This is a genomic window from Vibrio sp. S234-5 (genome assembly GCF_000960595.1).
Lineage (GTDB): Bacteria > Pseudomonadota > Gammaproteobacteria > Enterobacterales > Vibrionaceae > Vibrio.
In genome coordinates this window covers 160,787-185,659 of record NZ_JZAM01000168.1, presented here as the reverse complement: position 1 = coordinate 185,659, position 24,873 = coordinate 160,787, and the positions used below count along the sequence as shown (strand labels likewise).

22 protein-coding genes are annotated in these 24,873 nt (G+C 48.4%); 6 read left to right on the top strand and 16 right to left on the bottom strand.

The genetic code is table 11. From position 1 onward, the window contains the following. Positions 1-9 precede the first annotated feature (9 nt). Positions 10-2,256, bottom strand: coding sequence for a phosphoenolpyruvate--protein phosphotransferase (ptsP, locus tag UF06_RS07830; protein WP_045569941.1), 2,247 nt, complete (start codon positions 2,254-2,256; stop codon positions 10-12). Positions 2,257-2,258: 2 nt separating this feature from the next. Beyond that, positions 2,259-2,777, bottom strand: coding sequence for an RNA pyrophosphohydrolase (gene rppH / locus UF06_RS07825; RefSeq protein ID WP_039424132.1), 519 nt, complete (start codon positions 2,775-2,777; stop codon positions 2,259-2,261). A gap of 621 nt (positions 2,778-3,398) precedes the next feature. On the opposite strand from rppH, the gene mutH reads away from it, so the two are divergent. Next, positions 3,399-4,082 (top strand): DNA mismatch repair endonuclease MutH, encoded by a 684-nt coding sequence (mutH, locus tag UF06_RS07820; protein ID WP_045569940.1) that lies wholly within the window; start codon positions 3,399-3,401, stop codon positions 4,080-4,082. On the opposite strand, the gene UF06_RS07815 is transcribed toward mutH, so the two are convergent. Beyond that, a complete protein-coding gene (locus UF06_RS07815; RefSeq protein ID WP_045569939.1) occupies positions 4,069-4,380 on the bottom strand; it encodes a DUF6482 family protein in 312 nt (103 codons plus the stop codon). The two genes, mutH and UF06_RS07815, sit on opposite strands and share 14 nt — an antisense overlap. 195 nt (positions 4,381-4,575) lie before the next feature. On the opposite strand from UF06_RS07815, the gene UF06_RS07810 reads away from it, so the two are divergent. After that, a complete protein-coding gene (locus UF06_RS07810) occupies positions 4,576-5,610 on the top strand; it encodes an NADP(H)-dependent aldo-keto reductase (RefSeq protein ID WP_045569938.1) in 1,035 nt (344 codons plus the stop codon). Between the two features lie 41 nt (positions 5,611-5,651). On the opposite strand, the gene UF06_RS07805 is transcribed toward UF06_RS07810, so the two are convergent. The 7 genes from UF06_RS07805 to xerD all read right to left on the bottom strand — a co-directional run bounded on the left by UF06_RS07805 (position 5,652) and on the right by xerD (position 14,368). Further along, positions 5,652-5,903: a hypothetical protein gene (locus UF06_RS07805; protein WP_045569937.1), complete on the bottom strand. Its 252-nt coding sequence runs from the start codon at positions 5,901-5,903 to the stop codon at positions 5,652-5,654. Positions 5,904-6,388: 485 nt separating this feature from the next. Further along, positions 6,389-7,723, bottom strand: a complete 1,335-nt coding sequence (gene vpsR / locus UF06_RS07800; RefSeq protein ID WP_045569936.1) for a cyclic-di-GMP-binding transcriptional regulator VpsR — start codon at positions 7,721-7,723, stop codon at positions 6,389-6,391. Between the two features lie 300 nt (positions 7,724-8,023). Beyond that, positions 8,024-9,565: a lysine--tRNA ligase gene (lysS, locus tag UF06_RS07795; protein ID WP_045569935.1), complete on the bottom strand. Its 1,542-nt coding sequence runs from the start codon at positions 9,563-9,565 to the stop codon at positions 8,024-8,026. Positions 9,566-9,598: 33 nt separating this feature from the next. Continuing rightward, positions 9,599-10,697 (bottom strand): peptide chain release factor 2 gene (gene prfB / locus UF06_RS07790; protein ID WP_139046298.1). Its coding sequence is split into 2 segments (ribosomal slippage): positions 9,599-10,621 and positions 10,623-10,697, totalling 1,098 coding nucleotides; the frame shifts between segments, so codons are not numbered across the junction. A gap of 139 nt (positions 10,698-10,836) precedes the next feature. Beyond that, positions 10,837-12,576 carry a single-stranded-DNA-specific exonuclease RecJ gene (recJ, locus tag UF06_RS07785; protein WP_045569933.1) on the bottom strand — a complete coding sequence of 580 codons (1,740 nt, stop codon included), beginning with the start codon at positions 12,574-12,576 and terminating at the stop codon, positions 10,837-10,839. A 57-nt stretch (positions 12,577-12,633) separates the two neighbouring features. Continuing rightward, positions 12,634-13,425 (bottom strand): bifunctional protein-disulfide isomerase/oxidoreductase DsbC, encoded by a 792-nt coding sequence (dsbC, locus tag UF06_RS07780; RefSeq protein WP_171816712.1) that lies wholly within the window; start codon positions 13,423-13,425, stop codon positions 12,634-12,636. A gap of 25 nt (positions 13,426-13,450) precedes the next feature. Next, positions 13,451-14,368: a site-specific tyrosine recombinase XerD gene (gene xerD / locus UF06_RS07775; RefSeq protein WP_045569931.1), complete on the bottom strand. Its 918-nt coding sequence runs from the start codon at positions 14,366-14,368 to the stop codon at positions 13,451-13,453. A 157-nt stretch (positions 14,369-14,525) separates the two neighbouring features. Here xerD and fldB point away from each other — a divergent pair, with 157 nt between their 5' ends. Beyond that, positions 14,526-15,044, top strand: coding sequence for a flavodoxin FldB (gene fldB, locus UF06_RS07770; RefSeq protein WP_045569930.1), 519 nt, complete (start codon positions 14,526-14,528; stop codon positions 15,042-15,044). Positions 15,045-15,163: 119 nt separating this feature from the next. Here the strand turns inward: fldB and brnQ are convergent, their stop codons facing one another. Then, positions 15,164-16,477, bottom strand: a complete 1,314-nt coding sequence (brnQ, locus tag UF06_RS07765; RefSeq protein WP_045569929.1) for a branched-chain amino acid transport system II carrier protein — start codon at positions 16,475-16,477, stop codon at positions 15,164-15,166. A gap of 308 nt (positions 16,478-16,785) precedes the next feature. Between brnQ and UF06_RS07760 the strand changes: the two genes are divergently transcribed. After that, positions 16,786-17,505, top strand: coding sequence for a methyltransferase (locus UF06_RS07760; RefSeq protein ID WP_045569928.1), 720 nt, complete (start codon positions 16,786-16,788; stop codon positions 17,503-17,505). 104 nt (positions 17,506-17,609) lie between these two features. Next, positions 17,610-18,836 carry an ATP-dependent RNA helicase SrmB gene (gene srmB, locus UF06_RS07755; RefSeq protein WP_045569927.1) on the top strand — a complete coding sequence of 409 codons (1,227 nt, stop codon included), beginning with the start codon at positions 17,610-17,612 and terminating at the stop codon, positions 18,834-18,836. A 60-nt stretch (positions 18,837-18,896) separates the two neighbouring features. On the opposite strand, the gene yaaA is transcribed toward srmB, so the two are convergent. Both yaaA and UF06_RS07745 read right to left on the bottom strand, forming a co-directional pair. Next, positions 18,897-19,673: a peroxide stress protein YaaA gene (gene yaaA, locus UF06_RS07750; RefSeq protein WP_045569926.1), complete on the bottom strand. Its 777-nt coding sequence runs from the start codon at positions 19,671-19,673 to the stop codon at positions 18,897-18,899. 95 nt (positions 19,674-19,768) lie between these two features. Beyond that, positions 19,769-21,196 carry a sodium:alanine symporter family protein gene (locus UF06_RS07745; protein WP_045569925.1) on the bottom strand — a complete coding sequence of 476 codons (1,428 nt, stop codon included), beginning with the start codon at positions 21,194-21,196 and terminating at the stop codon, positions 19,769-19,771. 700 nt (positions 21,197-21,896) lie between these two features. Here UF06_RS07745 and UF06_RS07740 point away from each other — a divergent pair. Next, positions 21,897-22,082: a DUF3545 family protein gene (locus UF06_RS07740; protein WP_045569924.1), complete on the top strand. Its 186-nt coding sequence runs from the start codon at positions 21,897-21,899 to the stop codon at positions 22,080-22,082. Between the two features lie 73 nt (positions 22,083-22,155). Here UF06_RS07740 and UF06_RS07735 read toward each other — a convergent pair whose 3' ends face one another. From UF06_RS07735 to nfo, 3 genes are all read right to left on the bottom strand, one after another. Further along, entirely contained in the window at positions 22,156-22,707 is a 552-nt protein-coding gene (locus UF06_RS07735) for a hemerythrin domain-containing protein (RefSeq protein ID WP_171816711.1), read from the bottom strand. 87 nt (positions 22,708-22,794) lie between these two features. Beyond that, positions 22,795-23,475, bottom strand: coding sequence for a uracil-DNA glycosylase (gene ung, locus UF06_RS07730; RefSeq protein ID WP_045569922.1), 681 nt, complete (start codon positions 23,473-23,475; stop codon positions 22,795-22,797). A 330-nt stretch (positions 23,476-23,805) separates the two neighbouring features. After that, positions 23,806-24,687, bottom strand: coding sequence for a deoxyribonuclease IV (gene nfo / locus UF06_RS07725; protein ID WP_045569921.1), 882 nt, complete (start codon positions 24,685-24,687; stop codon positions 23,806-23,808). Between the last annotated feature and the right edge of the window lie 186 nt (positions 24,688-24,873).

Genomic DNA, 24,873 nt, shown 5'->3' with positions numbered 1-24,873 from the left:
AAACCTACTCTACTTCTTACTGGCACGAACAAAACCAGCAAAATCATGTTCAATAAAATACGCTCGCATCATCTGGCTAATTTCATCGCCATACGACATGTCGAGCGCGCGTTGCGCCAGTTGTTGTAAGTCACTGAGCTGACTGTGGCGAATCAAATACTTAATCCTTGCCACGTTGGAGGTGTTCATGCTTAAACTGCGATATCCCAAGCCAAGCAACAGCAAAGCACCAAAAGGATCACCAGCCAATTCCCCACAGATACACACGGGTAACTGGTACTTTTCACACTGTTGGCGGATATGCCTGAGCACTTGCATCACCGCAGGATGCATCGATTCGTAGACATCCGCGACCCGCGAATTGTTCCGGTCAACCGCCAATAAGTACTGGGTTAAATCGTTGGTTCCCACCGAAACAAAATCGACCCGCTTGGCGATTACTGGGATTAAATACACCATGGACGGCACTTCGATCATAATACCAATTTTTGGCCGTTGTACTTGCGGGGCAAATTGCAGCACGTCTTGATAGGCTTGCTCAATCAAACGAACCGCATCATCCAACTCCCGCACGCCAGAAATCATCGGCAACAAAATACTAAGATTGTTGTGCTCGACACTGGCACGCAACATCGCGCGCACTTGAATGAGAAAAATATCAGGATGATCTAAGGTAAAACGTATCCCTCGCCAACCAAGGAACGGGTTATCTTCTTCAATTGGCAGATAGGGCAGCGCTTTGTCTCCACCGATGTCTAAAGTGCGCATCACTACTCGTTGGTTAGAATAGCTGTGGAGAATAGCTCGATATTGCTGCCATTGTTCCTCTTCGGAAGGAAATCGATGTTGCAGCAAAAATGCAATTTCGGTGCGGTACAATCCCACGCCATCTACTCCCGAGTTAATGGCGATATTGCTATCGGCACTGAGCCCTGCATTGAGCAACAGTTCCACCGCTACTTTATCTAGCGTTTGCGCAGGCTCCGCCAACTCTTGGTTAACGATGGCATGCAGTTCGGTCTCTTCCGTGATCAGATTGCGGTATTCACGCAGGATCTGCTTGTTTGGCTCTAGGTAAATTTCACCAGTATAGCCATCAACAATCCCCTTCTTGCCATGAACTTCTGCCAGATTGAGGTTGGCCCCCATTACTGCGGGTACGCCTAAGGCGCGCGATAAAATCGCCGCATGCGAGTTGGCGGCACCTTCAAGAGAAACAACCGCCAGTAAGTATTCCTTAGGAATGGAGGCGAGCAGAGAAGCCGTCAGCTCATGAGCGACTAAGATCACTGGACGATCAACAGGTTGCAATTCATGCTCACTATTGTGCAGAAAAAAGAGCAATCGTTGCCCAAGCTCACGCACGTCTTGCGCACGCTCACGCAAATAGACATCCGACATACGGGCAAAGCGGTTGGAGTAGCTTTCCACCACTTGACGCAGCGCCCAATCTGCGCGGTCACCCCGTTCGATATGCTTTTTCAAATCGGTGCGCAACATGGGATCATTGAGCAAATGGGTAAACAAGTCGAATATCGCCAGCGCATCTTTGTTGATTTCGCTGTCGAATTTTTTACGCATACGCCGGAAATCGGCTAAGGCAGCTTCTATAGAGACCAGCAGCCACTCTTGTTCACGCTCTTTATCCAGAGTGGATGCCGGACATACCTCTGAAAGCTGCGGCTGAGAGTTATCAAACCAAAACTCGCCAATCGCGACGCCGCTGGAAGCGGCAATGCCTTGAATAGCGGCGGGTTTAGAGGAGAGAGACCAGTGCCCTTGGCTTTGCGCATGCGCAATCAACACCGCTAACTGCGCAGACAAGGTCACCAGAAATGACTCTTCCATTTCATTAAACAGGCGCGGCGTTTTCTGCTGGATGACCAACACTCCAAGCACCTTTTTACGGTGAATAATCGGCGCCCCAAGAAAAGAGTGGTAAACTTTTTCGCCCAATTGAGGAAAGTATTTAAATGCAGGATGTTTAGACGCTTCGGCCAAGTTAAGCGGTTCGGCACTGCGCTTCACCAAACCCACTAACCCCTCTTCAAAACGAATGTGGATACTATCTCCCTGGAAAATCAGCCCCTGCGTTGCCATCAACTCTAGGCGCTGCCTCTCCTCATTCGCGAGGTAAATGGTGCAACATTCCGTGTTCAATGCTGTACAAGTTTCTCGAACTAAAATGTTCAATGCTAGGTGAACATCTTCGACCCGAGAAACTTTTTCAACTATCTCCCTTAGTTGGCTCAGCATAGTTATCCTCTGCGTTTGCTTTTCTTACCTTTCACCTTACGTTCTCGAAAAGGCATAGCTAAAGAGGCGAACTCTTTCATCGCCCGACGGTAAACATCGCGTTTAAATGAGACTACTTGTCTAACCGGATACCAATAGCTCACCCAGCGCCAACCATCAAATTCAGGGGAGCTTCCTCTTTGCATATCAATCCTGGATTCATCACATTCAAGACGCAAAAGAAACCATTTCTGCTTTTGGCCGATACAAACAGGCTTAGAGTCCCAGCGAACCAGACGTTTTGGTAATTTGTATCTTAACCAGTGACGACTGCTCGCTATGATCTTAACATCTTTGTGTGTAAGACCGACTTCTTCGTACAACTCACGGAACATGGCCTGTTCTGGAGTTTCTCCATCATCAATTCCCCCTTGAGGAAATTGCCAAGAGTGTTGCCCGTATCGCTTAGCCCAGAAGACCTGACCATGGTTATTGCAAATCACTATACCAACATTCAGCCGGTAACCATCGCCATCTATCACTGGCTAACCTCTAAAATAAATTTTTATTACAGTGATTTTTCCACATATCCCCAGCAGTAGCAAACTTACTGATGTGATATCGCTAAGATTTATCGCGTTTCGAGCTTTAGTGCATAACTTTACAGCGATATACCAGTTATCAACATCAGATTGAGACATTGCCCACATTTATTCACCTTTTCTGTGAATAACTTTGTGTAGAATGAGAGGAACATTCTTAATGCCTTGAAGAAAAAAAATACACAATCTAGAAAAAACGCTAAAAAAATAAAAACAAAACAAATAAAATCAATAAATTAAACTGAAAAACCTTCTTTAAAAGATCACACTAGCCCTGGTGATCTTTTAATCACAAACGGATCGGTCAAAGATCATACAGCGACTAATTTATCCACACTAAAGTAGGACAAACTCAGAGTTCATACAGAAAATCAAGCCTCTATTGGTGATATAAGTACTGTTTATTGATCCATGCACCTGAGTTACTAGTGAAAACAGCAATGACCTCTGTGGATAACTTGTCAAAAGATCCCAAAATAACGCTTTTTGATCGATTTGCACTGCTTCCCAAGCAGCATTTTTTGCTAAAATAGCCCTTTTATTCGCCAGAGCCTACTATCAATGAAACCCGTTCCCCAGTCAGAACAAGAGCTCTTTGAGCGCGCGACACAAATTGCTGGTCTTAGTTTTGCGGAACTGGCCGAAGAAGCAGGCATTGCGGTCCCCGAAAACCTCAAGCGGGATAAAGGTTGGGTCGGGCAACTTTTAGAATGGCACTTGGGAGCCCCAGCAGGCAGTAAGCCGCAACAAGATTTCTCTGAACTGGGGATTGAATTGAAAAGTATCCCTGTCAGTTATAGTGGCAAGCCTTTGGAAACCACCTTTGTATGCGTCGCGCCTTTAACAGGGATTCATGGCCTAACGTGGCACAACAGCCATGTACGCAACAAGCTCTCTCGCGTACTGTGGATTCCGGTCGAAGGTGAACGAGAAATTCCGCTCGCCATGAGACGAGTCGGCTCACCGCTCATTTGGTCCCCCTCTGCCGAACAAGAAATGATCCTACGCCAAGATTGGGAAGAGTTGATGGAGCTGATCGCTCTCGGCCAGTACGATCAAATTTCCGCGCGACGTGGCGAAGCACTCCACTTGAGGCCAAAAGCCGCCAACAGCCGCGCTCTGACCGAAGCGTATAATGCCAACGGCAAACCGATCAAAACCCTACCAAGAGGTTTTTATCTGCGCACTCAATTTACCGAACAGATCCTCAAAAGCGCCTTCATCGCGGCCGTTAATGAGGAGTAACGGCGATTTCGATGTCACAATAAAGGCTGACTTTAGGGCTGCCACACTCTTCGTAAGCGTTATGCAAACGCAGATACGCTTTATCGATCCCAAGTCGCAGCAGTTCGTCTTTAACCTGCTCTAAGGAGGTAAAATGAATCAGCTCATCGCCATCGATAATCGGCTCAAAATGGTGCTTGTATTCCACCGCTAACGAGTACTCGTTGACATTTGAGCGACCAACCACAAACACTTTGGGCATTCCACCGCCCTCTTTATAATGACTCTGCATCCACAGATCCAGTTGATGTTTTTGCATCATCCTGCTCCTACTTCCGTGATAACAAGTCCTGTAATGATCCAGTTTAGTCAAAAGTAACGAGATTACGAACGGCACGCAAACCACTTGGGCAACGGCCTAATTTCCCCTATATTGATCACCTACGATTCAACCAGTTGAGATAGCAAAATCTCTGCTTGAGTTGACTTCACTCTCTACCGACAAGGATGTGCCATGCGATATAGCAAACTTCCCCACTCCAGCCTTGAGATCAGTAAAATATGCTTAGGCACGATGACGTTTGGTGAACAAAATACTGAGCAGGATGCCTTTGCCCAACTCGACTACGCCTTAGACCATGGCGTCAATTTTATCGATACCGCGGAAATGTATCCGGTTCCGCCCAAAGCGGAAACTCAAGGTCTTACAGAACAGTTTATTGGTAATTGGCTAGTCAAATCAGGCAAACGGGAAAAAGTCATACTGGCGACCAAAGTGGCGGGACCAAGAAATGTCCCCTACATCCGCGAGAACATGAGTTTGAACCGCCGTCATATCCATACGGCGATCAACGATAGCCTACAACGTCTGCAAACTGACTACGTCGATCTCTACCAGTTACACTGGCCACAAAGACAAACCAATTGCTTCGGCCAGCTAAACTACCCTTACCCAGACGCCCTAGAAGAGGTCACTCTGATAGAAACCTTAGAGGCGCTGACTGAATTGGTCAATGCAGGAAAAGTGCGTTATATCGGCGTATCAAATGAAACCCCTTGGGGCGTGATGAGTTTGCTGCGTTTAGCCGAAAAACATGATTTACCGAGAATTGTCTCGATTCAAAATCCTTACAACTTGCTCAATCGCAGTTTTGAAGTTGGTTTGTCAGAAATAAGTCACTACGAGGGCGTTCAGTTATTGGCTTATTCTCCAATGGCGTTTGGTTGCCTGAGCGGGAAATACTTGAATGGGGCCAAACCAGCAGATGCAAGATGCAGCCTGTTTGAACGCTTTCAACGCTATTTTACTCCACAAGGGATTAAGGCCACACAAGCCTATGTCGCGTTGGCACAAGAGGCAGGCTTAGATCCAGCTCAAATGGCACTGGCCTTCGTCAACCAGCGCCCATTTGTCGCTGCCAATATCATCGGCGCAACCAGCATTGCACAGCTTAAAGCCAATATTGACAGCATTAATATTGAGTTAAGTGAAGAGGTATTAACTAAAATTCAGGAGATTGGCACCACTTATTCCAACCCTTGCCCGTAATCAGTTGAGGCTGCGACCCAAAACGCGTCGCAGCCTCAATATTACGTCGGTATTCGCGCACTTAATACCCGACGCATATGACGAATGCGACGAGCGACTTTAACATCATCGGGTACCGTATTCGGATTCATTCGTCCACCTTCGTCCAAACCGATATCTTTGAGCAAAAACGCATTGGCCCAAGGAACATCATAACTACTGCGGCGAACGCGGGCTGCCCATTGGCGTTCTTCACGTTTTAGATCGGCTTGTACCAGCAAAGTGGCTAATTTCAAATAAATAGAATGACGCATAATTTTTCTCCAAAAACAAAATTTTTGCTGAGAAAAATGGCAGACACTAAAAATGAAGATAACGAATGTCTCTAACCGAGCTGCCATTTTCCGCAGCCCAATTACAAACTAAAGGTGCGGATTAACTAACCATCAATACGGGTATCAGCGCCTGCGCCAACACCAGCAAACATCACAGATGAATGTGTATCTCGAGAAGCAAAAGCGGGTTGATGTGCAAAAAGATTCAACATGTTATGCCCCTCCTGAGGTTATTAATCCAAACGATTTGATAGGATGTGACTAAATAGTCACGGTTAAATTCTAGCCAAAAGCATCTTATAATCAAACACTTTTTATGTAATTGTAAAAATACCGTAGATTTCCCTATACACAAATTGCACATAACGTTAGGAATAAGATATTCAACTATAGAATATAAAAATTTCCACTGAATCTAAAAACAAAAAGCCACTTATGACGTGGCCTTGTAAGAATCAACCAATTTAAACGACTTGTTCAGAAATCAGATTATGTTTGTTCAGCAGACGGTACATCGTCGCCCGTGAAACACCGAGCTCTTTGGCTGCGTTCGACACTTGGCCTGAATGAGATTCCAACACCAGCAGTAATGCGTCGCGCTCACTCTTTTCTCGAATGCTCTTTAGGCTGCGTTTACTCTCCCCCCGCTTGGGGAGATCAAGCAGCGATTCCTCGATCATCACGTTGTCTGACATCAACACCGCACGTTTGATCTGATTCATCAACTCACGTACGTTACCCGGCCAAAAATAGCGTGTTAGGGCACGCTGCGCATCTTCGGATAAACTTTTGGCTTGCGAGTTGTACTCTTTGGAGAACTCCTGCAAGTAATAGCGCGCCAAAAGGCCGATATCGCTAGCTCGCTCCTTTAAGCTCGGCACATTGATGCGTAGTACATTGATGTAGTGATAAAGCTCTTCGTTAAAATCGCCATCGATCAATGCTTTCTCAATATCCGATGAGTTCGCGGCTAAAATGCGAACATTGACGCTCTTCATTCCATCGTTGGTTTCGATGGCTCCCTCTTGTAAGAAACGCAGCAGATTCAACTGCTGAGTTTTTGAGATGGTTAGAATATCGTTGAACAGCACGGTGCCGCCGTCAGCCTGTTCGAGAATCGATGGCCCTGCATTGTCGTCCGCGCCAATGCCAAACACGTCCGCTTGAAAGCGCTTTTCGCTTAACGCTCGACACTTCACTGAGAAAAACGGCTTGTGTGCACGCGACGAGATTTTATGTACCGCGCGAGCCACTGTCTCTTTGCCTGTACCGTTTTCGCCATAAATAAGAATGCTCACATCGGTTGGGCCGATCCGTTTTATCTGATCACGTAAGCGCTTCATCGGAATGGAATCGCCGATAAGCCCCATATCCTGATTATTGCCAAAACTTGGCCACACTTTCTTCTCTAATTTGAGCATGCCAAGTTGGTGCCCAATGGTGCTCAGGAGCTGAGCATCCGGAATGGGGGCAGTGAAGAAATCGATACAAAAGTTGACGATAAACTGGCAAATCGTGTCAGAGCTGAGTTGAGACTCGCGAATAAACGCCAGCCAACGAACGTGTTTGTGTGCACTGACCAAGTTAGCAATGCCATTGAGGCTAAATTCATCATGGCTGAGATCCACAATCCCGATACAGGGCCCAATATCAGCCAAAAGTGCATCGGCTTTGCGCAGGTCACCGCTTTGATGACACTTCCAGCCCACCTGCTCTAACACAGATAGCCAAGGCTCGTACGATCCGCCTACCACCACAAGAGAACCTGGGACAGAATCCATCTTAAACTGACCAGCCATAGAACACCCTTATATTCTTCTTACTACGCTCTTTCTTTGCATACATTATCAAGAGTAATGACATTCAAGTCTGTCTTATAAATAAGACCACTGACAATTGATACGCTCACCACTTAGCTTTGGAAGCAAACTGGCATTTTCTCTAAAAAAATAGAAGGAATACCAATAAGATAGCAAATAATTTCTTTGCACCTTTCGAGTTAAGCAAAAGGCCTTGTCTCAAAAGTGTGATGCGTATCATCTTGGTTTCAGCATAGATAAAAAAACCACCCGAAGGTGGTTTTTGTTATTTTAGTGCGCTTATTGAGCTTGCGACTGCGGGCGCATCGCTGGGAACAAAATCACATCGCGAATGGTGTGCGTGTTGGTCAGCAGCATCGCCAGACGGTCGATACCAATGCCTTGTCCTGCCGTTGGCGGTAGGCCGTGCTCAAGCGCAGTGATGTAGTCCGCGTCATAGAACATCGCTTCGTCGTCACCGGCATCTTTCGCGTCAACCTGCGCTTTAAAGCGCTGATCCTGATCTTCCGCATCATTGAGCTCAGAGAAACCATTTGCCACTTCACGGCCACCGATGAAGAACTCAAAGCGGTCAGTGAAGAACGGGTTGTCATCGCTACGGCGTGCCAGCGGAGAGATGTCTGCCGGGTAGCCGGTGATGAAGGTTGGCTGGATCAGTTTAGGCTCTGCGGTTTCACCGAAGATCTCTTCAAGCAGTTGGCCACAGGTCCAGAATTTCTCCACGTAGATATCCAGTGATTTCGCAATAGCCACCAGCTTGTCACGATCCTGCACGTCTTCTACCGTCAGCGCCTGAATGTCAGCGTGGTCAGGGTTGTAGTGCTTGATCGCTTCCAGCATGGTCATACGTGCGTACTTGCCGCCGAATTCCACAGTGAAATCGCCGTAAGGCATTGACGTGTGGCCCAACACTTCCAGCGCAACCGTGCGCAGCATGTCTTCGGTCAGGTCGATCAGGTCGTTGTAATCGGCGTACGCCATGTAGAACTCAATCATAGTGAATTCTGGGTTGTGACGTGGAGAAAGACCTTCGTTACGGAAGTTGCGGTTGATCTCGAACACACGTTCAAAACCACCAACCACCAAACGCTTGAGGTACAACTCAGGCGCAATACGCAGGAACATTTGCTGATCCAGTGCGTTGTGGTGAGTGATAAACGGACGCGCAGATGCGCCACCAGGAATCACTTGCATCATTGGAGTTTCCACTTCCATGAAGTCTTTTGACTCCATGTAACGGCGGATAGCCGAAATCAGCTTAGAGCGAATTTTGAACGCGTTGCGCGAATCTTCGTTGACAATCAGATCCACATAACGCTGACGGTAACGCTGTTCTTGGTCAGTCAGGCCGTGGAATTTTTCTGGCAGAGGACGCAATGCTTTCGTGAGCAATTCGTACTCTTCCATGTTGACGTAGAGATCGCCTTTACCCGATTTGTGCAAAGCGCCTTTAATACCGATGATGTCACCGATATCCAGACCTTGGTACTTCTCTTTCAGTACTTTTTGTACTTCTTTATCTGCGTACGCTTGAATGCGGCCAGAGGTTTCTTGGATAACCAAGAATGGGCCACGCTTCGCCATAATACGGCCCGCAATCGCCACCACATGATTTAGCGCTTCCAGCTCTTCTTTGCTCTTTTCACCGAACTGTTTCTGAAGGTCGCCAGCAAGGCTGTCACGACGGAAGTCGTTTGGATGGCCATTGGCTTTGCAGCTCTTGCGAATTTGCTCTAGCTTCGCGCGGCGCTCTGCAATGAGCTTATTCTCTTCTGGTGTAGAAGCTTCTTGTACGGTTTCATTTTGAACAGCATCAGTCATTTTTCGATCTATCCTGTTTTGTCGGTGAAAAGCTTATAAGCCAGATTTCAGGCTGGCTTCGATAAATTTGTCCAGATCGCCATCAAGCACCGCTTGGGTATTGCGGTTTTCAATGCCGGTACGTAAGTCTTTGATACGAGAGTCGTCCAGTACGTAAGAACGGATCTGGCTGCCCCAACCGATATCGGATTTCGCATCTTCATTCGCTTGTTTCTCTGCGTTTTGCTTTTGCAGTTCTAGCTCGAATAGCTTCGCGCGCAGTTGTTTCATCGCCTGATCTTTGTTCTTGTGCTGAGAACGATCGTTTTGGCACTGTACCACAGTGTTGGTTGGTACGTGGGTAATACGTACCGCCGATTCCGTGGTGTTAACGTGCTGGCCACCCGCACCAGACGCACGATAAACGTCGATACGCAGATCGGCAGGATTAATGTCGATATCGATATTTTCATCAACCTCAGGATAAACGAACGCAGAAGCAAATGAAGTGTGACGACGGCCGCCTGAGTCAAAAGGTGATTTGCGCACTAAGCGGTGTACGCCGGTTTCGGTACGCAGCCAGCCGTAAGCGTAATCGCCAACAATACGCACAGTAACCGATTTGAGACCCGCAACGTCACCGTCAGAAATTTCAATCACTTCGGTTTTAAAGCCTTTCGCTTCGGCCCAGCGCAGATACATACGCAGCATCATGCTGGTCCAGTCTTGCGCTTCTGTGCCGCCAGAGCCCGCTTGCAAGTCGATGTAGCAATCGGATGAATCGTGCGCGCCAGAGAACATACGGCGGAACTCAAGACCCGCCAGTTTCTCTTCTAACGCTTCCAGCTCAGGGCCAATTTCGTCAAACGTTTCTTGATCTTCTGCTTCGATAGCGAGTTCAAGCAAGCCTTCAACGTCGTCAACACCTTGATCAAGCTGGTCGATGGTTTCCACCACCGCTTCCAATGAAGCGCGTTCACGGCCAAGCGCTTGAGCGCGTTCTGGCTCGTTCCAAACGTCAGGTTGTTCTAGTTCTGCGTTGACTTCTTCAAGACGCTCTTTCTTGGCGTCGTAGTCAAAGATACCCCCTCAGGACATTCGTGCGCGCAGACACGTCCTGAAGACGGTTTTTAATAGGATTGATTTCAAACATGTTGGCTCAACATTTTAGAGTAGAATTTAACCGCAGAATTCTACTGAAAAATGTGACAGAGATACAGGAAAAATTTGGCCGATGTTGACTCGTTAGCCAAAGCATTCGAAGCCCACGGTTCGGGGCTTCGGATGAACATTTATCTTGCTTCGAGATGGTCCACCATCAATTGCAATGATTGATTGCCACGGAACTCGTTGATGTCGAGTTTATAGGCCAAACGTACAGTTTTTACTGACGCATCGGGCCAGCGGCGCAGATCGACGTTAAAGGCGATGCCATCCACCATGATGTTGGTCGGCTGGCCTTTAAAAAGCGGTTCGAGCATCAGTTTGAGGTGCTTCTCACCCACCAGTTTTTGATGCAATAGTTTGAATTCACCATCAAAAACTGGTTCAGGGAAGCCTTGTCCCCACGGCCCCGCCGAACGCAGCATTTCCGCGACATGCATAGAAAACTGCTCCGGTTGGAGCTCGCCATCGGAGAGAATAATGCCCTTGAGCGCCGCTTCATCCAGTTCTTGTTTCACAACCTGATCAAACAGACGGCTAAAGCGCGTAAAATCGGCCTCTTTGATGGTCAACCCCGCGGCCATGGCGTGCCCGCCGAACTTGAGAATCAAACCTAGGTTTTGCGTGTCGATAAGATCCAACGCATCACGCATGTGTAAACCGGGAACAGAGCGACAAGATCCTTTGATCAAACCATCACCGCCATCAGCAAACGCGATCACCGGGCGATGGTATTTCTCCTTAATGCGCGAGGCGAGAATGCCAATCACCCCTTGATGCCAATCGCGCTGGAACAGAGCCAATCCATAAGGCAGCTCGGTGTTCTCTCCAAACTCCAGACGCTCACAAAAAGCCAGCGCTTCTTGCTTCATCCCTTCTTCAATTTCTTTGCGCGTTTGGTTGAGCGCATCCAGCTCGTTGGCCATGCGCCGCGCGGCGTGGATGTTGTTACTCAGCAGCAGCTCAACGCCGAAAGACATATCATCAAGACGCCCCGCGGCATTGATGCGCGGCCCAAGCGCGAAGCCAAAATCGGCGGCAACCAGACGACGCGCATCGCGCTTGGCCACTTCGATCAGCGCTTGAATGCCCGGACGCGCTTTACCAGCGCGAATACGCTGCAAACCTTGATGGACCAAAATGCGGTTATTTTCATCCAGCGGCACCACGTCAGCCACGGTGCCAAGCGCCACCAAGTCAACCAGCTCCATCAACTTGGGCTCGGCCATGCCTTGCTCAGCAAACCAACCGCATTTGCGCATATGCACACAAAGCGCCATCATCAGATAAAAGGCGACACCAACGCCCGCCAAGGATTTGGAGGGAAATGCGCAGGTCTGCAAGTTCGGATTGACCATCGCATCGACATCCGGCAACACTTGCCCTGGCAAATGGTGGTCGGTGACCAGTACTTTTAAGCCACGCTCTTTGGCGTAGCGCACCCCCTCAATCGAGGAGACACCGTTGTCGACGGTCATGATCATTTCTGCACCCAGTTCGATCGCTTGATCCACCACTTCAGGACTCAGGCCATAACCATCTTCAAAACGATTTGGCACCAGATAATCGACATTGCGGCTACCAAGCATGCGCAGCGCCAAAACCGACAGGGCAGAGCTGGTCGCGCCATCGGCGTCAAAATCGCCAACCACGATGATGCGTTTTTGCTCTTGAATGGCTTGAAACAGCAGTGTGACCGCCAGTTCAATACCATGCAGCTTTTGATAGGAATGGAGACCTTTTGCGGCATTGTCCAACTGAGCAATATCAGTCACGCCACGGTTGATATAAATGCGCTTAAGCAGTTCTGGGAGGCTCTCGGGTAACAGAGAGAGATCGGGTTCAGGTCGACGTTGTATTTCTATCATGCGTTGAATAGAGCCAAGCGCTTAACGCCAGGCTCTGCTCCTTGGATATGGATGGATTTATTGCTGTTGTAGTCGTTGTAAAAGCTTTTCCGGTGGCAAGTAGCCGGCAATCATTTCACCGCTGGCAAGGAAAATAGCCGGCGTACCATTGATACCGAGCTCTTGACCTAGCTGATAGTGAGCGGCAATGGTCTTTTTACATTGCGAGACATCGTTTTCTACCGGCGCAAATTTACGATTCACTTTCGCGTCATGCATGGCCGCTTTCGGATCGGCAGCACACCAAACACCCGCCATTTGATCGGCCACCGGGCTCACTCCCCCTTGACGCGGGAAAGCCATGTAACGAACGGTAATACCAAGATCGTTGTATTCTTTCATCTGACTGTGCAAACGCACACAGTAGCCACACGTAATATCGGTAAACACCGTCACGACGTATTTCTCATTGGCGGCTTTGTATTCAATCACGCTATCGCTAAACTTGGCGATTTTTTTTGCATTGAGCGGTGCTTGGCGCTCGGCAATTACGTCACGGTATTGGCCGTTGTCGTCAAGTGCGTACAGGGTACCTGCAATAAAATGCTTGCCATCGTTTGACGAAAACAGCACGCCGCTGTTGGTTTGGATCTCAACTAAGCCAGCCACATCCGAAGGTTGAATATCGGTAATATTCAGGCCAAGTTTACTAAAACGGGCTTTTAATGCGGCGCTATCTATGTTGGTACTGGCAACATTAGCACTGGCAACGACTTCGGTCGCTGGCGTGGTTGCATGGCTCTCTTCAGCGCCACACGCCGTGACAAAAAACGGAAGAGTCAAAAGAGTTAGTCGGCGTAATACGCTCATTAAAATCACCTTATATTAGCATCCGCTAAGCACGCGGATGGTGTTCGCTGTGAATCTGTTTCAGTCGTTCAGTTGCTACGTGAGTATAAATTTGCGTGGTCGATAAGTCACTATGACCAAGCAGCATCTGTACGACCCGCAGATCCGCACCATAGTTCAATAAATGCGTCGCAAAAGCGTGGCGCAATACGTGCGGCGAGAGATGATCGGTATCGATGCCAGCAACCACCGCGTAATGTTTGATTCGATGCCAGAAGGTCTGACGCGTCATCTGTCTGGCCCTTTGACTGGGAAAAACCACGTCCGAAGTTGTCTCACCGAGCAACACCGGGCGACCTTGTTTAATAAAGGTTTCCAGCCAGTCGATGGCGTTTTCCCCCATCGGCACCAAGCGCTCTTTGCCCCCTTTACCCGTAACGCGCACAACCCCTTGGCGCAAACTGACGTTTTCCATCGTCAGGCTGACCAGTTCCGTCACCCGCAGGCCAGTGGCATACAAAAGCTCTAGCATCGCTTTGTCACGCAGTTCCAGCGGATCATTTACATCGGGCGCATCCAGCAGCGCATCCACTTGCGCTTCGCTGATGTCTTTGGGCAGACGCTGCGGCAGTTTGGGGCTGATCAGCAACGCGCTCGGATCGTCGGCGCGAATTTTCTCCCGGTGCAGATACTGAAACAGGCGACGAATCGCCGACAACATTCTGGCGCGCGAGGTCTGTTTATAATCGAGATCCGCTAAATAGGCTTGATACTCTTGCAATCCAGATAAGCTAATGAAATCAAGTCGATAATGGCTTGTTTCCATCCATTGCAGCAACTTCATCAGATCGTTGCGATAAGAAGCAAGGGTGTTTTCCGCCAACCCGCGCTCCATCCACATCGCATCGAGAAACTGCTCCACCAAGCCAAAGTCCTGCATATTACTTGATGCAGACTGCTGCATGCTTGTTTCCTTATCCTGTTTAGAACTTAATGGCCTGAGAGTATGTCAGGCAGGTTATTAATGCTATAAAAAATCCTTGTGCACGCGATATTCGCTGCAATCCTCAGCAAAATATGGGTAGAATTCGGTGTTCTAACCAATCGCAGTGATGACAAACATGAAAATCGGATTGTTTTACGGCTCAACCACCTGCTACACCGAAATGGCAGCGGAGAAAATTCGCGCCTTGATTGGCGAAGAGTTAGTGGATGTTCACAACGTTAGAGAGTCGCCTCTTTCCCTGATGGCAGAGTATGATCTGCTGCTATTGGGCATCTCCACCTGGGATTTTGGTGAGATTCAGGAAGATTGGTCGGCCATCTGGCAGCAAGTGTCTAGCTCACCAGTACAAGGCAAAACGGTCGCCCTGTTCGGCCTTGGCGATCAAGAAGGCTACGGCGAGTGGTTCCTCGATGCGATGGGGCTGCTGCACGATGAGCTGAAAATCGCCGGCGCTGAGTTTATCGGCTACTGGCCAAACCAGGGCTATCAATTCGACGCTTCAAAAGCGTTGACTGCAGACGGTACGCACTTTGTCGGCCTAGCGCTGGATGAAGACTCACAATATGAACTGAGCGATGAGCGCATCGCCACTTGGGTTGAGCAAGTGTTGGTCGAGTACCACGACAAGCTTTAAGCTGGTCATACTTGCGACTCAGCGCTCAAAAAGAAAATTGAGAAAAACATTGAGAATGAAAAAAGCCCGGCAGGATGAGTGCCGGGCTTTTTGTTTTCGTTGCTTAAGTGATGCGCCTGTTACGCGTTTTGCTGCGTCAGTTCTTGCGCCACTGAGCGGCTAACAAAGAACATGCAGATAATCGCCGCAGCGGTTGGCAGCAACCAGCCCATGCCCACGTCAAACAGTGGCAGCACTTTAAACGCAGAGACATCCACACCAGCGACTTTTGCCGCGTCGATCAAAGCAAACAACAGTGAAACTAAAATCACTACACGGTAAGCAACACGTGGGTTCGGCAGTTTCTTGCGAACAAACGTCAGTGCAACCAAGGCAATCGCCACTGGGTAAAGTGCGAACAACACGGGCACAGACAGAGAAATCAGCTGCGCCAAACCCACATTTGCCACGACCGCACACGCGACACCGTTAATCACCACCCACGCTTTGTACGAAAGCGGAGTCAGAGAGCTAAAGTAATCAGAACAGGCTGAGATAAGACCAATCGCCGTGGTCAGACACGCCAGCAATACGATGACCGATAACACGATTTGACCATAAGGACCAAACAGAGCTTGAACGTAAAGGCTCAGAACCACGCCACCGTTGTCGGCCCCCGCAGCCACAGTCGCGCTGGTTGCACCGAGATAGAAAAGTGAAACGTAGACAAACGCCAGCCCTGCCGCCGCAATCACGCCCGCTAGGATCAAATAACGTGTGGTTGCCGAACGCTCAGTGATGCCGCGATTGCGCAGCGCATCAACAATCAGCATGCCGAACATCAGCGAACCAAAAGTATCCATGGTGTTGTAACCTTCTAGGAAACCTTTGGTCAGCGGCTGAGTGAGGTATTCGCCCTGCGCCGCAATAAACGCGCCTTGTGGGTCGACAAACACCGCAACTGCCAGAACAATCAAACCCACAAACAGCGCCGGAGTCAGCACTTTGCCGATCACATCGATCAATTTACCTTGTGACCAAGAGAAAAAGATCGCTACCGCGAAAAACAGCACAGAGAAAATGGTGAGATGCGACTGTGCGGCTTCAGCGAAAAACGGTTTTATCGCCATTTCATAAGCAACCAGACCAGTTCGCGGCGCAGCAAATGCAGGGCCAATGATGATAAAGATCAGCACCGCCATCAGCATCGCGGCTTGTTTGGGTAGATCTTTGGTCAAATGTTCCCAAGTTCCACCTGCGAGGGCGATGGCAATAATGGTGATCAAAGGAAGACCAACCGCCGTCAGCAAGAAGCCAAACATCGCTGGCATTAAATTATCACCGGCAAGTTGCCCTGCCAGCGGTGGGAAAATGATGTTACCGGCACCGAGGAAAAACGCAAACAGCATGAAGCCGACTGCGAGGATATCGGAAAATTTTAAAGTCTGTTTCACAGATAACCCTTAGAATAATTCTGATGAATGTTGTGTATGCTTTTGTGGATCAGAAAACCTGATCCCTCTTTCGAATAAGGCGCGCATAATGACTAAACCACCATCAATTGGCAACCTTTGCGACAAAAACACTACATTAATTTACAGAAATGACAATATTACAGTTGATGTCACTGGTATCTATTTTTAATCCAGACAAATAATCCATACAACTTCACCCACAAGTCGTTAACACCTAGAGAATAATTTCACACAATCATTTAACAGTGGTTTTTGTATCTAAAAAATAGCGAGATAAAAACATAAACATGAAGAGTGACACATTAAAAACTAAGGGCTTCAATTTTAAACAGTTTTCGATCGCAGACAGCCACTCAGGGATGCCTGTCAGCACCGATGGTGTGTTACTTGGGGCGTGGAGCGATTTTTCCTTCGCGAGCAACTTGCTCGACATTGGCACAGGCACTGGGCTCTTGAGCCTGATGTCTGCACAGCGTTTTCCTACGCTGCGCATCACGGCGGTCGATATTGATGCGCATGCTATCGAAGCGGCCAGAGATAACTTTGCACAAAGCCCGTGGCGAGATCGGCTGGAGGTGCAGCAAGGCGATGTCTTGACCCTCAATCTGGGAACGCGTTTTGACGCCATCATCTGCAACCCGCCCTATTTCAACAGCGGAGAGCAGGCCAAAATGCAGCAACGTGCCACGGCGAGGCACACAGACAGCTTAAGTCACTGGGATCTGATTTCGCGCGCCAAAGCGCTGCTCAACCAAGACGGGCGAGCTAGCTTTGTGTTACCCGATGTGGAAGGAACTGCCTTCATCCAACTGGCACAAACGCAAGGCTGGCACCTTAGCCGTCTTTGCCGGGTGCGCCCTAGCGAGCAAAAACCCGTCTCACGGCTACTGTTCGAGCTGAAATTGCAAGCGACAGCGGTACAAGAGCAAAGCCTGTCCATTCGAGAGGAAAACGGCTACAGCGCCGAGTTTGTCGCCCTAACGCAAGACTTTTATCTCAAGATGTAGAAATAACATGTGATCCTAATCACCGTTCACTCTATAATACGTCCCCTTTTAATTGTTGCTGCTCTGTTAACCTGTGAGTTAACCGAGCTTGTGGAGACCCTACTGTGATCAGAACTTTTGCTGAACTGGATCTTGACCCCAACCTGTTGGCTGCCATTGATGAACTTGGCTTTGAGCGTCCAACGCAAATTCAGGCCGAAGCGATCCCACAAGCTCTGGACGGCCGAGACATTCTGGCCTGTGCGCCCACCGGTACCGGAAAAACGGCGGCCTTCGTGCTGCCAGCGCTACAATATCTGATTGACTTCCCGCGTCGCAAACCGGGGCCGGCACGTATTTTGATCTTAACGCCAACGCGTGAGCTGGCGATGCAGGTGGCTGACCAAGCGCGCGCACTGGCAAAGTATACCAAGCTCAATATCTTCACCATCACAGGTGGCGTGCAGTATCAAGAGCATGCCGATATTCTCTCTACAACGCAGGATATCGTCGTCGCCACACCTGGCCGCTTGATGGAGTACATTCAAGCCGAGCGTTTCGACTGCCGAGCCATTGAGTGGCTGATCCTTGATGAAGCGGATCGCATGCTGGATATGGGCTTTGCCCCGACTGTGGACCGCCTATCGAACGAATGTCGCTGGCGTAAACAGAGCATGCTCTTTTCTGCCACCTTGGAAGGTAAGGGCGTGGAAGGCTTCACCGCGGATCTGCTCAAAGACCCAGCCGACATTGATGCCGAGCCTTCTCGTCGCGAGCGCAAGAAAATCACCCAGTGGTACTACCGCGCCGATAGCATGGAACACAAACTGGCGCTGCTGAAAAACATTCTTACCGAGCAAGCTGAGCGCACTATTGTCTTCTTGAAAACACGCGAGCGTTTGGCCGACCTACGAGCACAGCTGGAAAGCGCTCAGATCCCGTGCTCTTGGATCCAAGGGGAGATGCCACAAGATCGCCGCAACAATGCGATTGCGCGTTTTCGTGATGGCAGCGTTAACGTGCTACTTGCAACCGATGTAGCCGCACGCGGTATCGATTTACCTGACGTTTCTCACGTGGTGAACTTTGATATGCCACGCAGCGCCGATGTGTACCTGCACCGAATTGGCCGTACCGCGCGTGCCGGTAAAAAAGGCAACGCGATCTCCATCGTTGAAGCGCATGACCAAACGATGCTTGACCGCGTAGCTCGCTACGTCAAAGAAGAGATCAAAGAACGCTTTGTCAAAGAGCTGCGTCCACAGCACAAAAAACCGGTGTTTAAGAAGAAAAAGAAAAAAGACGATAAAAAAGCCGTCAGCAAAAAGAAAAGTGTGAAAAAGAAAAAGTAACCACACGATAAAACAGAAGGGTTGGCCAAGTGCCAACCCTTTCTTTTTCCAACAACGGAATTAATGCTGCTCTTCGCGCTTAAACACCAATTCCGTCGGCGTGGATTCTTCTTCCACAAAGTAGTAACCCGCGGTGTCAAACTGGGTAAGATCGGCCACACTGCGGATTCGATTTTCAATGATGTAACGTGCCATCATGCCACGCGCTTTCTTGGCAAAAAAGCTGATGACTTTGTACTGGCCATTTTTGCCATCTTTGAAAATCGGCGTCACCACCTGAGCTTGCAGATTCTTCGGCTTCACCGCTTTAAAGTATTCGTTCGAGGCCAGATTAATCAGCACATTGTCGCCTTGCTCGGCAATCGCCTCATTGAGCTTGTCGGTGATCACATTGCCCCAAAACTGGTAAAGGTTGCTGCCTTGCGGATTGGCTAACTTAGTACCCATTTCCAGACGATACGGCTGCATCAAATCGAGCGGCTTCAGCAGGCCATACAAACCGGAGAGCATGCGCAAATGCTGCTGCGCGTAGTCAAAATCCGCCTCTGTAAACGTTTCGGCTTCCAGCCCGGTATAAACATCGCCTTTGAAAGCCAGAATCGCTTGGCGCGCATTTTCTGGCGTGAAGGTTTCGCTCCAATCTTGGAAGCGACCCACGTTGAGATCGGCGATTTTATCGCTCACTTTCATCAGTGAAGCAACATCGGCCGGCGTTAAGCGGCGGCAAACGTCAATCAACTGTTTGGAATAATCGACCAATTCCGGTTGGGTAAACTTTTGCGTCGCGAGTGGCGATTCGTAATCCAGAGTTTTGGCTGGAGAAACAACAATAAGCATGACGATGACTTCCTAATTTTGTTTTTCACTAGGGTACAAAAAAAGCCATGCAATGTCTGCATGGCTTTTACAATCACACTAATAGCAAAGAGCGATTACTTGTTTTTGTTGTCCCAAATGCCTTCTTCAAGCTGAGATTTGAGCTCTGGGAAATCGTCAGCATTAAAGGTGGGCAATTTGCCCTCTTTTAACTGACGGTTGTAGTCTTTCGCCAGTTTGATCACGATGCCAGAGAGCAGCAGAATCGCGACCAAGTTGACAATCGCCATCAAGCCCATCGACACATCTGCCAGCGCCCACACAAATGGCAGTGGTGCCACCGCACCGTAACCGACCAAGCCCAATACCACGATACGGAAAAGATTCAAGCCCGCTTTGTGGTTGTGCTCAAGGAAGACTAAGTTGGTTTCCGCGTACGAGTAGTTGGCAATGATCGAGGTGAAAGCGAAGAAGAAAATCGCGACCGCGACAAAGATGCCACCCCAATCACCCACTTGTGAGCTGAGGGCTACCTGTGTCAGTTCAATACCAGTGATTTCTCCATGAGGCACGTATTCGCCAGACATCAAGATGATGGAAACCGTGGCAGAACAGATCACGATAGTGTCCATAAACACACCCAGCATCTGCACATAACCTTGCGAAGCAGGATGTGGTGGATATGGCGTTGCAGACGCTGCTGCATTCGGCGCTGAACCCATACCCGCTTCGTTGGAGAACAGGCCGCGTTTGATCCCGTTGATCATCGCTTGGGCGATGGCATAGCCAAGGCCACCAGCGGCCGCTTCTTGTAAACCAAACGCACTTTTGAAGATCAAAGCCAGCACCGCAGGCAATTTTTCGAGGTTGCTAAACATCACAAACAGCGCCAATGCCAAGTAAGCCAGCGCCATCACAGGCACAATCAGTTCAGCGGTGCGCGCAATACGCTTGATACCACCGAAAATAATCACGCCCGCCAGCACCATGATCGCACCGCCTACGTACTTATCTTCCCAACCGAAGGCGTTTTGCATAGCCCCTGCAATGGAGTTGGCTTGCACAGCGTTAAACACCAGACCAAAAGCGATAATCAAAAAGACCGAGAAAAGCACGCCCATCCAGCGCATGCCAAGGCCCTTTTCCATGTAGTAAGCAGGACCACCGCGGTAGTTGCCGTCATCATCTTTGGTTTTGTAAAGCTGCGCCAGCGTACTTTCAGCAAACGAGGTCGCCATACCTAACATGGCAATCAACCACATCCAGAAAATCGCACCCGGACCACCCGCAGTAAGGGCAACGGCAACCCCTGCCATGTTTCCGGTACCAACGCGCGCAGCTAGGCTAGTACAAAGTGCCTGAAAAGAAGAGATACCAGCTTGGTCAGCTTTACGGCTGTTCTTCAATACGGAAAACATGTGTCCAAAATGGCGGAACTGGATAAACCCAAGGCGGATAGTGAAGTAAATCCCCACCCCAACCAGCAGGTAAACCAGAATAGACCCCCATAGCAGGTCATTCATCAAATTAATCAAGTCTGTCATACATACCTCAAATTGAGTTGCGTCGGTCCGTGCGTCCTAGCCATCCACCAGATTGCGATACCAAGTGTCAAATTAGCTTGGTCTTATTCGTTTTAGATTGGCAATCCAGAATCGTAAATGTCGCTTCATGCATCCTTTTTACGTACCAACGTTTTTTGACGCAGCGGATAATGCAGCTTGAAAAAACAAAAATCAATATGCATAAGAGTGCATTTTTGTTGTATTTTTCACTGTAAATATACTTTTTGTTAACATAAAAAACAGCGCAAGCAGCGAAAAGTGGTTACATTTACTGCACAATGTTTTTACATCAAATTATAATCATTCTTTTTCACTTCAATTTGGTCGGCAGTCCTTACCCTATCTATGATCCGAAGCCATCGAACGCTTTCTCCGCTCCCGTCGGAACCTGATACTTGTTACATTTGGAAACACCCCATCCTTTGAACATCTATTTGTATCGTCATACGGTTTAAATACACACCACTTTAACATTCAATTTTTTTTCATTTAAACGTTTTCGTTGATGCAAATGCTCACTTTTCAACCACATCAGGCTCAGTGAAATGTGATGTTGTATTCAGTTTCAGGCGAAAATTTCATGTTACCGACACAAATGCGAAATATATCGTGGCTAAGCTCGGAGAAACTGTGGTACTTAGTGACTGCACAAGCGCTGGTTATTTATGTGAGGTAGCTTATGGACGGCTTTGAACTAGATGACTTACTGGATTTTGAAACGACTGGCACCACCAAAACCCGGTCAAAACCAGTAAAAAGAAAATGGCGTGAAATTGAGGCGATGATGGATCGCCGCAATCTTCTAAAAGAGCTTCGAGACATGGATTTTTGTCACGATTATTCACTGGAAGACATTAAACTTTAACGAATACTGAAATGGCACCTTAGGGTGCCATTTCTCTTTTTATTACGCTGTCCGAACGACGACTGACTCGCCCCTAAGCCCATTCTCTGTCACTTTGTTTGACCCTCTCAGCCAACTGTTGGTAGTGGTCCGCAATGGTTTTGCCAAACACAGGGTCATCTTCGTTGATCAACCACTGTGATTCGACCGTTTGCCAGTCCTGAGTGGTGAAAGACTCTGCAATTAAAGGCAAGACTAAACGTTCTTCAATATCTAAATGGCGGCGCTGAGAGGTGATAAAGGCTTCAAGGTGCTCTAGAAAAACATCATGTGGCACGACCGCATCGCTGAGGATCATCTGTACTATCTCGGTAAATCTGGCCGTCTCTTTTGCCAGCGAGATATGCTCTTGCTCTAGGTTTTCTATCGTCCGCTGCGCCCCATAATGCTGCAAGTAGTGTCGATAGAGAATGTCCTCTTTGGGGTGATGCACTTTTTCCGCATGTACAGAGAGATAGTCAACGATTTCTGCTACCAAACCGTAGTTGATCGGTTGCTCGTTTTTCAGTTGTTCCACTTTCTGACGTAAGATAGCCAACAAACGCACAATGTAGCTGTGCTCACGTCTTATCCGTTCGATCATCATAGTGCTTCTCCTTAACACTTCATTGCTGCTACTAAGTGTATAAGAGAGAAATGGTTTCGGTTTAGACCTTGCTCAAAAAAGCACCATTTAAACCGTCATCGGTAAATGCCAGTGGATTGGCGTTTTTCCTTGTTGAGAAAGCAACTGATTCGTTTGAGAAAAATGACGGCAACCTAAAAAACCCCGGTGCGCAGAAAGCGGAGAGGGATGCGGGGCCGCGAGGACATAATGCTTGTTTCTATCAATGAAGCGGCCTTTTTTTTGCGCATGCGAACCCCAAAGTAAGAAAACCACGCCTTGCTGATGCTGGTTTATCGCCTCGATAACCCGGTCGGTAAACACTTCCCACCCGCTGGTTGCGTGCGAGTGCGCTTTCCCCTGCTCCACGGTCAAAACCGTATTCAACAGCAGGACGCCTTGCTCTGCCCAACTCTGCAAAAAACCGTGTACTGGTATCTGAAAACCTTCGATATCTTGTGCCAACTCTTTGTACATATTGAGTAAAGATGGCGGCGGCTTGATTCCGGGGAGAACAGAAAAGCACAGGCCATGCGCCTGATTGGGCCCGTGGTACGGGTCTTGGCCCAGAATGACCACTTTGACTTGATTAAATTCCGTAAAACGGAAGGCGTTGAACACGTCTTTGGCCGGAGGGTAAATGACTTTTCCGGCCTGACGCTCTGCGTCCACAAAACTGAGTGTTTGTTGAAAATACGCCTGTTGCTTTTCAGCACCAATTACATCGTGCCAGGTCAGTTCCTGCGTCATTGGGGAATCCTGCTGTTACTATCAAAGCCGCTATTTTACACCCAAATGCGCAGATAAACCGGGCAATTTGTATTTAATTACCTCCCCTGCACAGAGTAACCGCTATTCGCTTTTCTCATGCGGATGCGTCGCCTTTTGTGGAGTTCGGTAGTGCCCCGGCCCAGTAACATGGCGATTGGGAGCAGGGAGCCGTGCAGCTCGGCGGCCAAAGGACGTTGGGGTAGCAGTGATTGTCGGTAACATAGTGGCATCCTCCATTGCGAAATCTTCTGTGCGACTATCGTCATGGTGAGATATGAAAAAAAGATGCCAATATGATTAAACCTTCATTTAATCGATTGATTGTAGATGAAATTCTCTTAACGCCCGAATTTCCCCCGCCCACAAATCCGGCTCAATTGTTTCTAAAATCAAAGGGATAGAATCAAAGCGCCTATCTTTGGCTATGTATTCAAAACAGCTCCAGCCAATCGCTCCTTTCCCCAACGCCTGATGCCTGTCGACCTTACTACCGAGATCCACTTTTGAATCATTGAGATGCATTGCCCTTAAATAGTGCATGCCGACCACGCGTTCAAACTCAGCAAAAGTGTGCTCACATGCGGCCATAGAACTGAGATCGTAGCCAGCGGCAAAGGTGTGGCAAGTATCGAGGCAAACGCCCACCCGCTCTTTGTCTTCCACTTGGTCGATGATTTCCGCTAGATGTTCGAATTTCCACCCCAAGTTTGTTCCTTGACCAGCAGTATTTTCAATCACTGCCACCACATCAGGCACGGCTTGATGCGCCACATTGATCGACTGCGCAATCAGCGACAAACACTCTTGTTCTGAGATTTGATTGAGGTGACTGCCGGGATGAAAATTCAGCAAGGTTAAGCCCAACTGTCGACAACGTTCCATTTCATCGATAAAAGCCAAGCGTGATTTCTCTCGCTTCTCCTCTTCAGGCGCTCCTAAGTTAATCAGATAAGAGTCATGTGGCAGGATCTGCTCAGACGCAAACCCAAGCATCTGGCAGTTGGCTTTAAAGGCACTGATGGATTTGGCCTCCAACGGTTTAGCGACCCACTGACGCTGATTTTTGGTAAATAAAGCGAAGGCGTTCGCACCAATTTCTCTTGCTCGCAGCGGCGCATTCTCAACACCACCCGCTGCAGAAACGTGGGCACCAATAAATTTGTTACCATATCGATTTTTACTGTTTGTCATTTAATCACTTTTCACTTTCATCTCTGATGGGCAATTACAACGATTTAGCCTTCATTCGTCAAATTTGACTTGCAATTTGTAGTAAATTTACAACAAATGATCATTAAAATAATTTTTAACCAATCAACTATATTTAATTGATATTGTTTTTAAAGAGTTTATTGATCCAGAACAATAAATTAACCT

What these genes read in the sequence shown, in the direction of transcription:
- ptsP (WP_045569941.1), bottom strand. Translation starts at nt 2,256, where the DNA reads ATGCTGAGCCAACTAAGGGAGATAGTTGAAAAAGTTTCTCGGGTCGAA.
- mutH (WP_045569940.1), top strand. Translation starts at nt 3,399, where the DNA reads ATGAAACCCGTTCCCCAGTCAGAACAAGAGCTCTTTGAGCGCGCGACA.
- UF06_RS07815 (WP_045569939.1), bottom strand. Translation starts at nt 4,380, where the DNA reads ATGCAAAAACATCAACTGGATCTGTGGATGCAGAGTCATTATAAAGAG.
- UF06_RS07810 (WP_045569938.1), top strand. Translation starts at nt 4,576, where the DNA reads ATGCGATATAGCAAACTTCCCCACTCCAGCCTTGAGATCAGTAAAATA.
- UF06_RS07805 (WP_045569937.1), bottom strand. Translation starts at nt 5,903, where the DNA reads ATGCGTCATTCTATTTATTTGAAATTAGCCACTTTGCTGGTACAAGCC.
- vpsR (WP_045569936.1), bottom strand. Translation starts at nt 7,723, where the DNA reads ATGGCTGGTCAGTTTAAGATGGATTCTGTCCCAGGTTCTCTTGTGGTG.
- lysS (WP_045569935.1), bottom strand. Translation starts at nt 9,565, where the DNA reads ATGACTGATGCTGTTCAAAATGAAACCGTACAAGAAGCTTCTACACCA.
- recJ (WP_045569933.1), bottom strand. Translation starts at nt 12,576, where the DNA reads ATGATAGAAATACAACGTCGACCTGAACCCGATCTCTCTCTGTTACCC.
- dsbC (WP_171816712.1), bottom strand. Translation starts at nt 13,425, where the DNA reads ATGAGCGTATTACGCCGACTAACTCTTTTGACTCTTCCGTTTTTTGTC.
- xerD (WP_045569931.1), bottom strand. Translation starts at nt 14,368, where the DNA reads ATGCAGCAGTCTGCATCAAGTAATATGCAGGACTTTGGCTTGGTGGAG.
- fldB (WP_045569930.1), top strand. Translation starts at nt 14,526, where the DNA reads ATGAAAATCGGATTGTTTTACGGCTCAACCACCTGCTACACCGAAATG.
- UF06_RS07760 (WP_045569928.1), top strand. Translation starts at nt 16,786, where the DNA reads ATGAAGAGTGACACATTAAAAACTAAGGGCTTCAATTTTAAACAGTTT.
- yaaA (WP_045569926.1), bottom strand. Translation starts at nt 19,673, where the DNA reads ATGCTTATTGTTGTTTCTCCAGCCAAAACTCTGGATTACGAATCGCCA.
- UF06_RS07745 (WP_045569925.1), bottom strand. Translation starts at nt 21,196, where the DNA reads ATGACAGACTTGATTAATTTGATGAATGACCTGCTATGGGGGTCTATT.
- UF06_RS07740 (WP_045569924.1), top strand. Translation starts at nt 21,897, where the DNA reads ATGGACGGCTTTGAACTAGATGACTTACTGGATTTTGAAACGACTGGC.
- UF06_RS07735 (WP_171816711.1), bottom strand. Translation starts at nt 22,707, where the DNA reads ATGATGATCGAACGGATAAGACGTGAGCACAGCTACATTGTGCGTTTG.
- ung (WP_045569922.1), bottom strand. Translation starts at nt 23,475, where the DNA reads ATGACGCAGGAACTGACCTGGCACGATGTAATTGGTGCTGAAAAGCAA.
- nfo (WP_045569921.1), bottom strand. Translation starts at nt 24,687, where the DNA reads ATGACAAACAGTAAAAATCGATATGGTAACAAATTTATTGGTGCCCAC.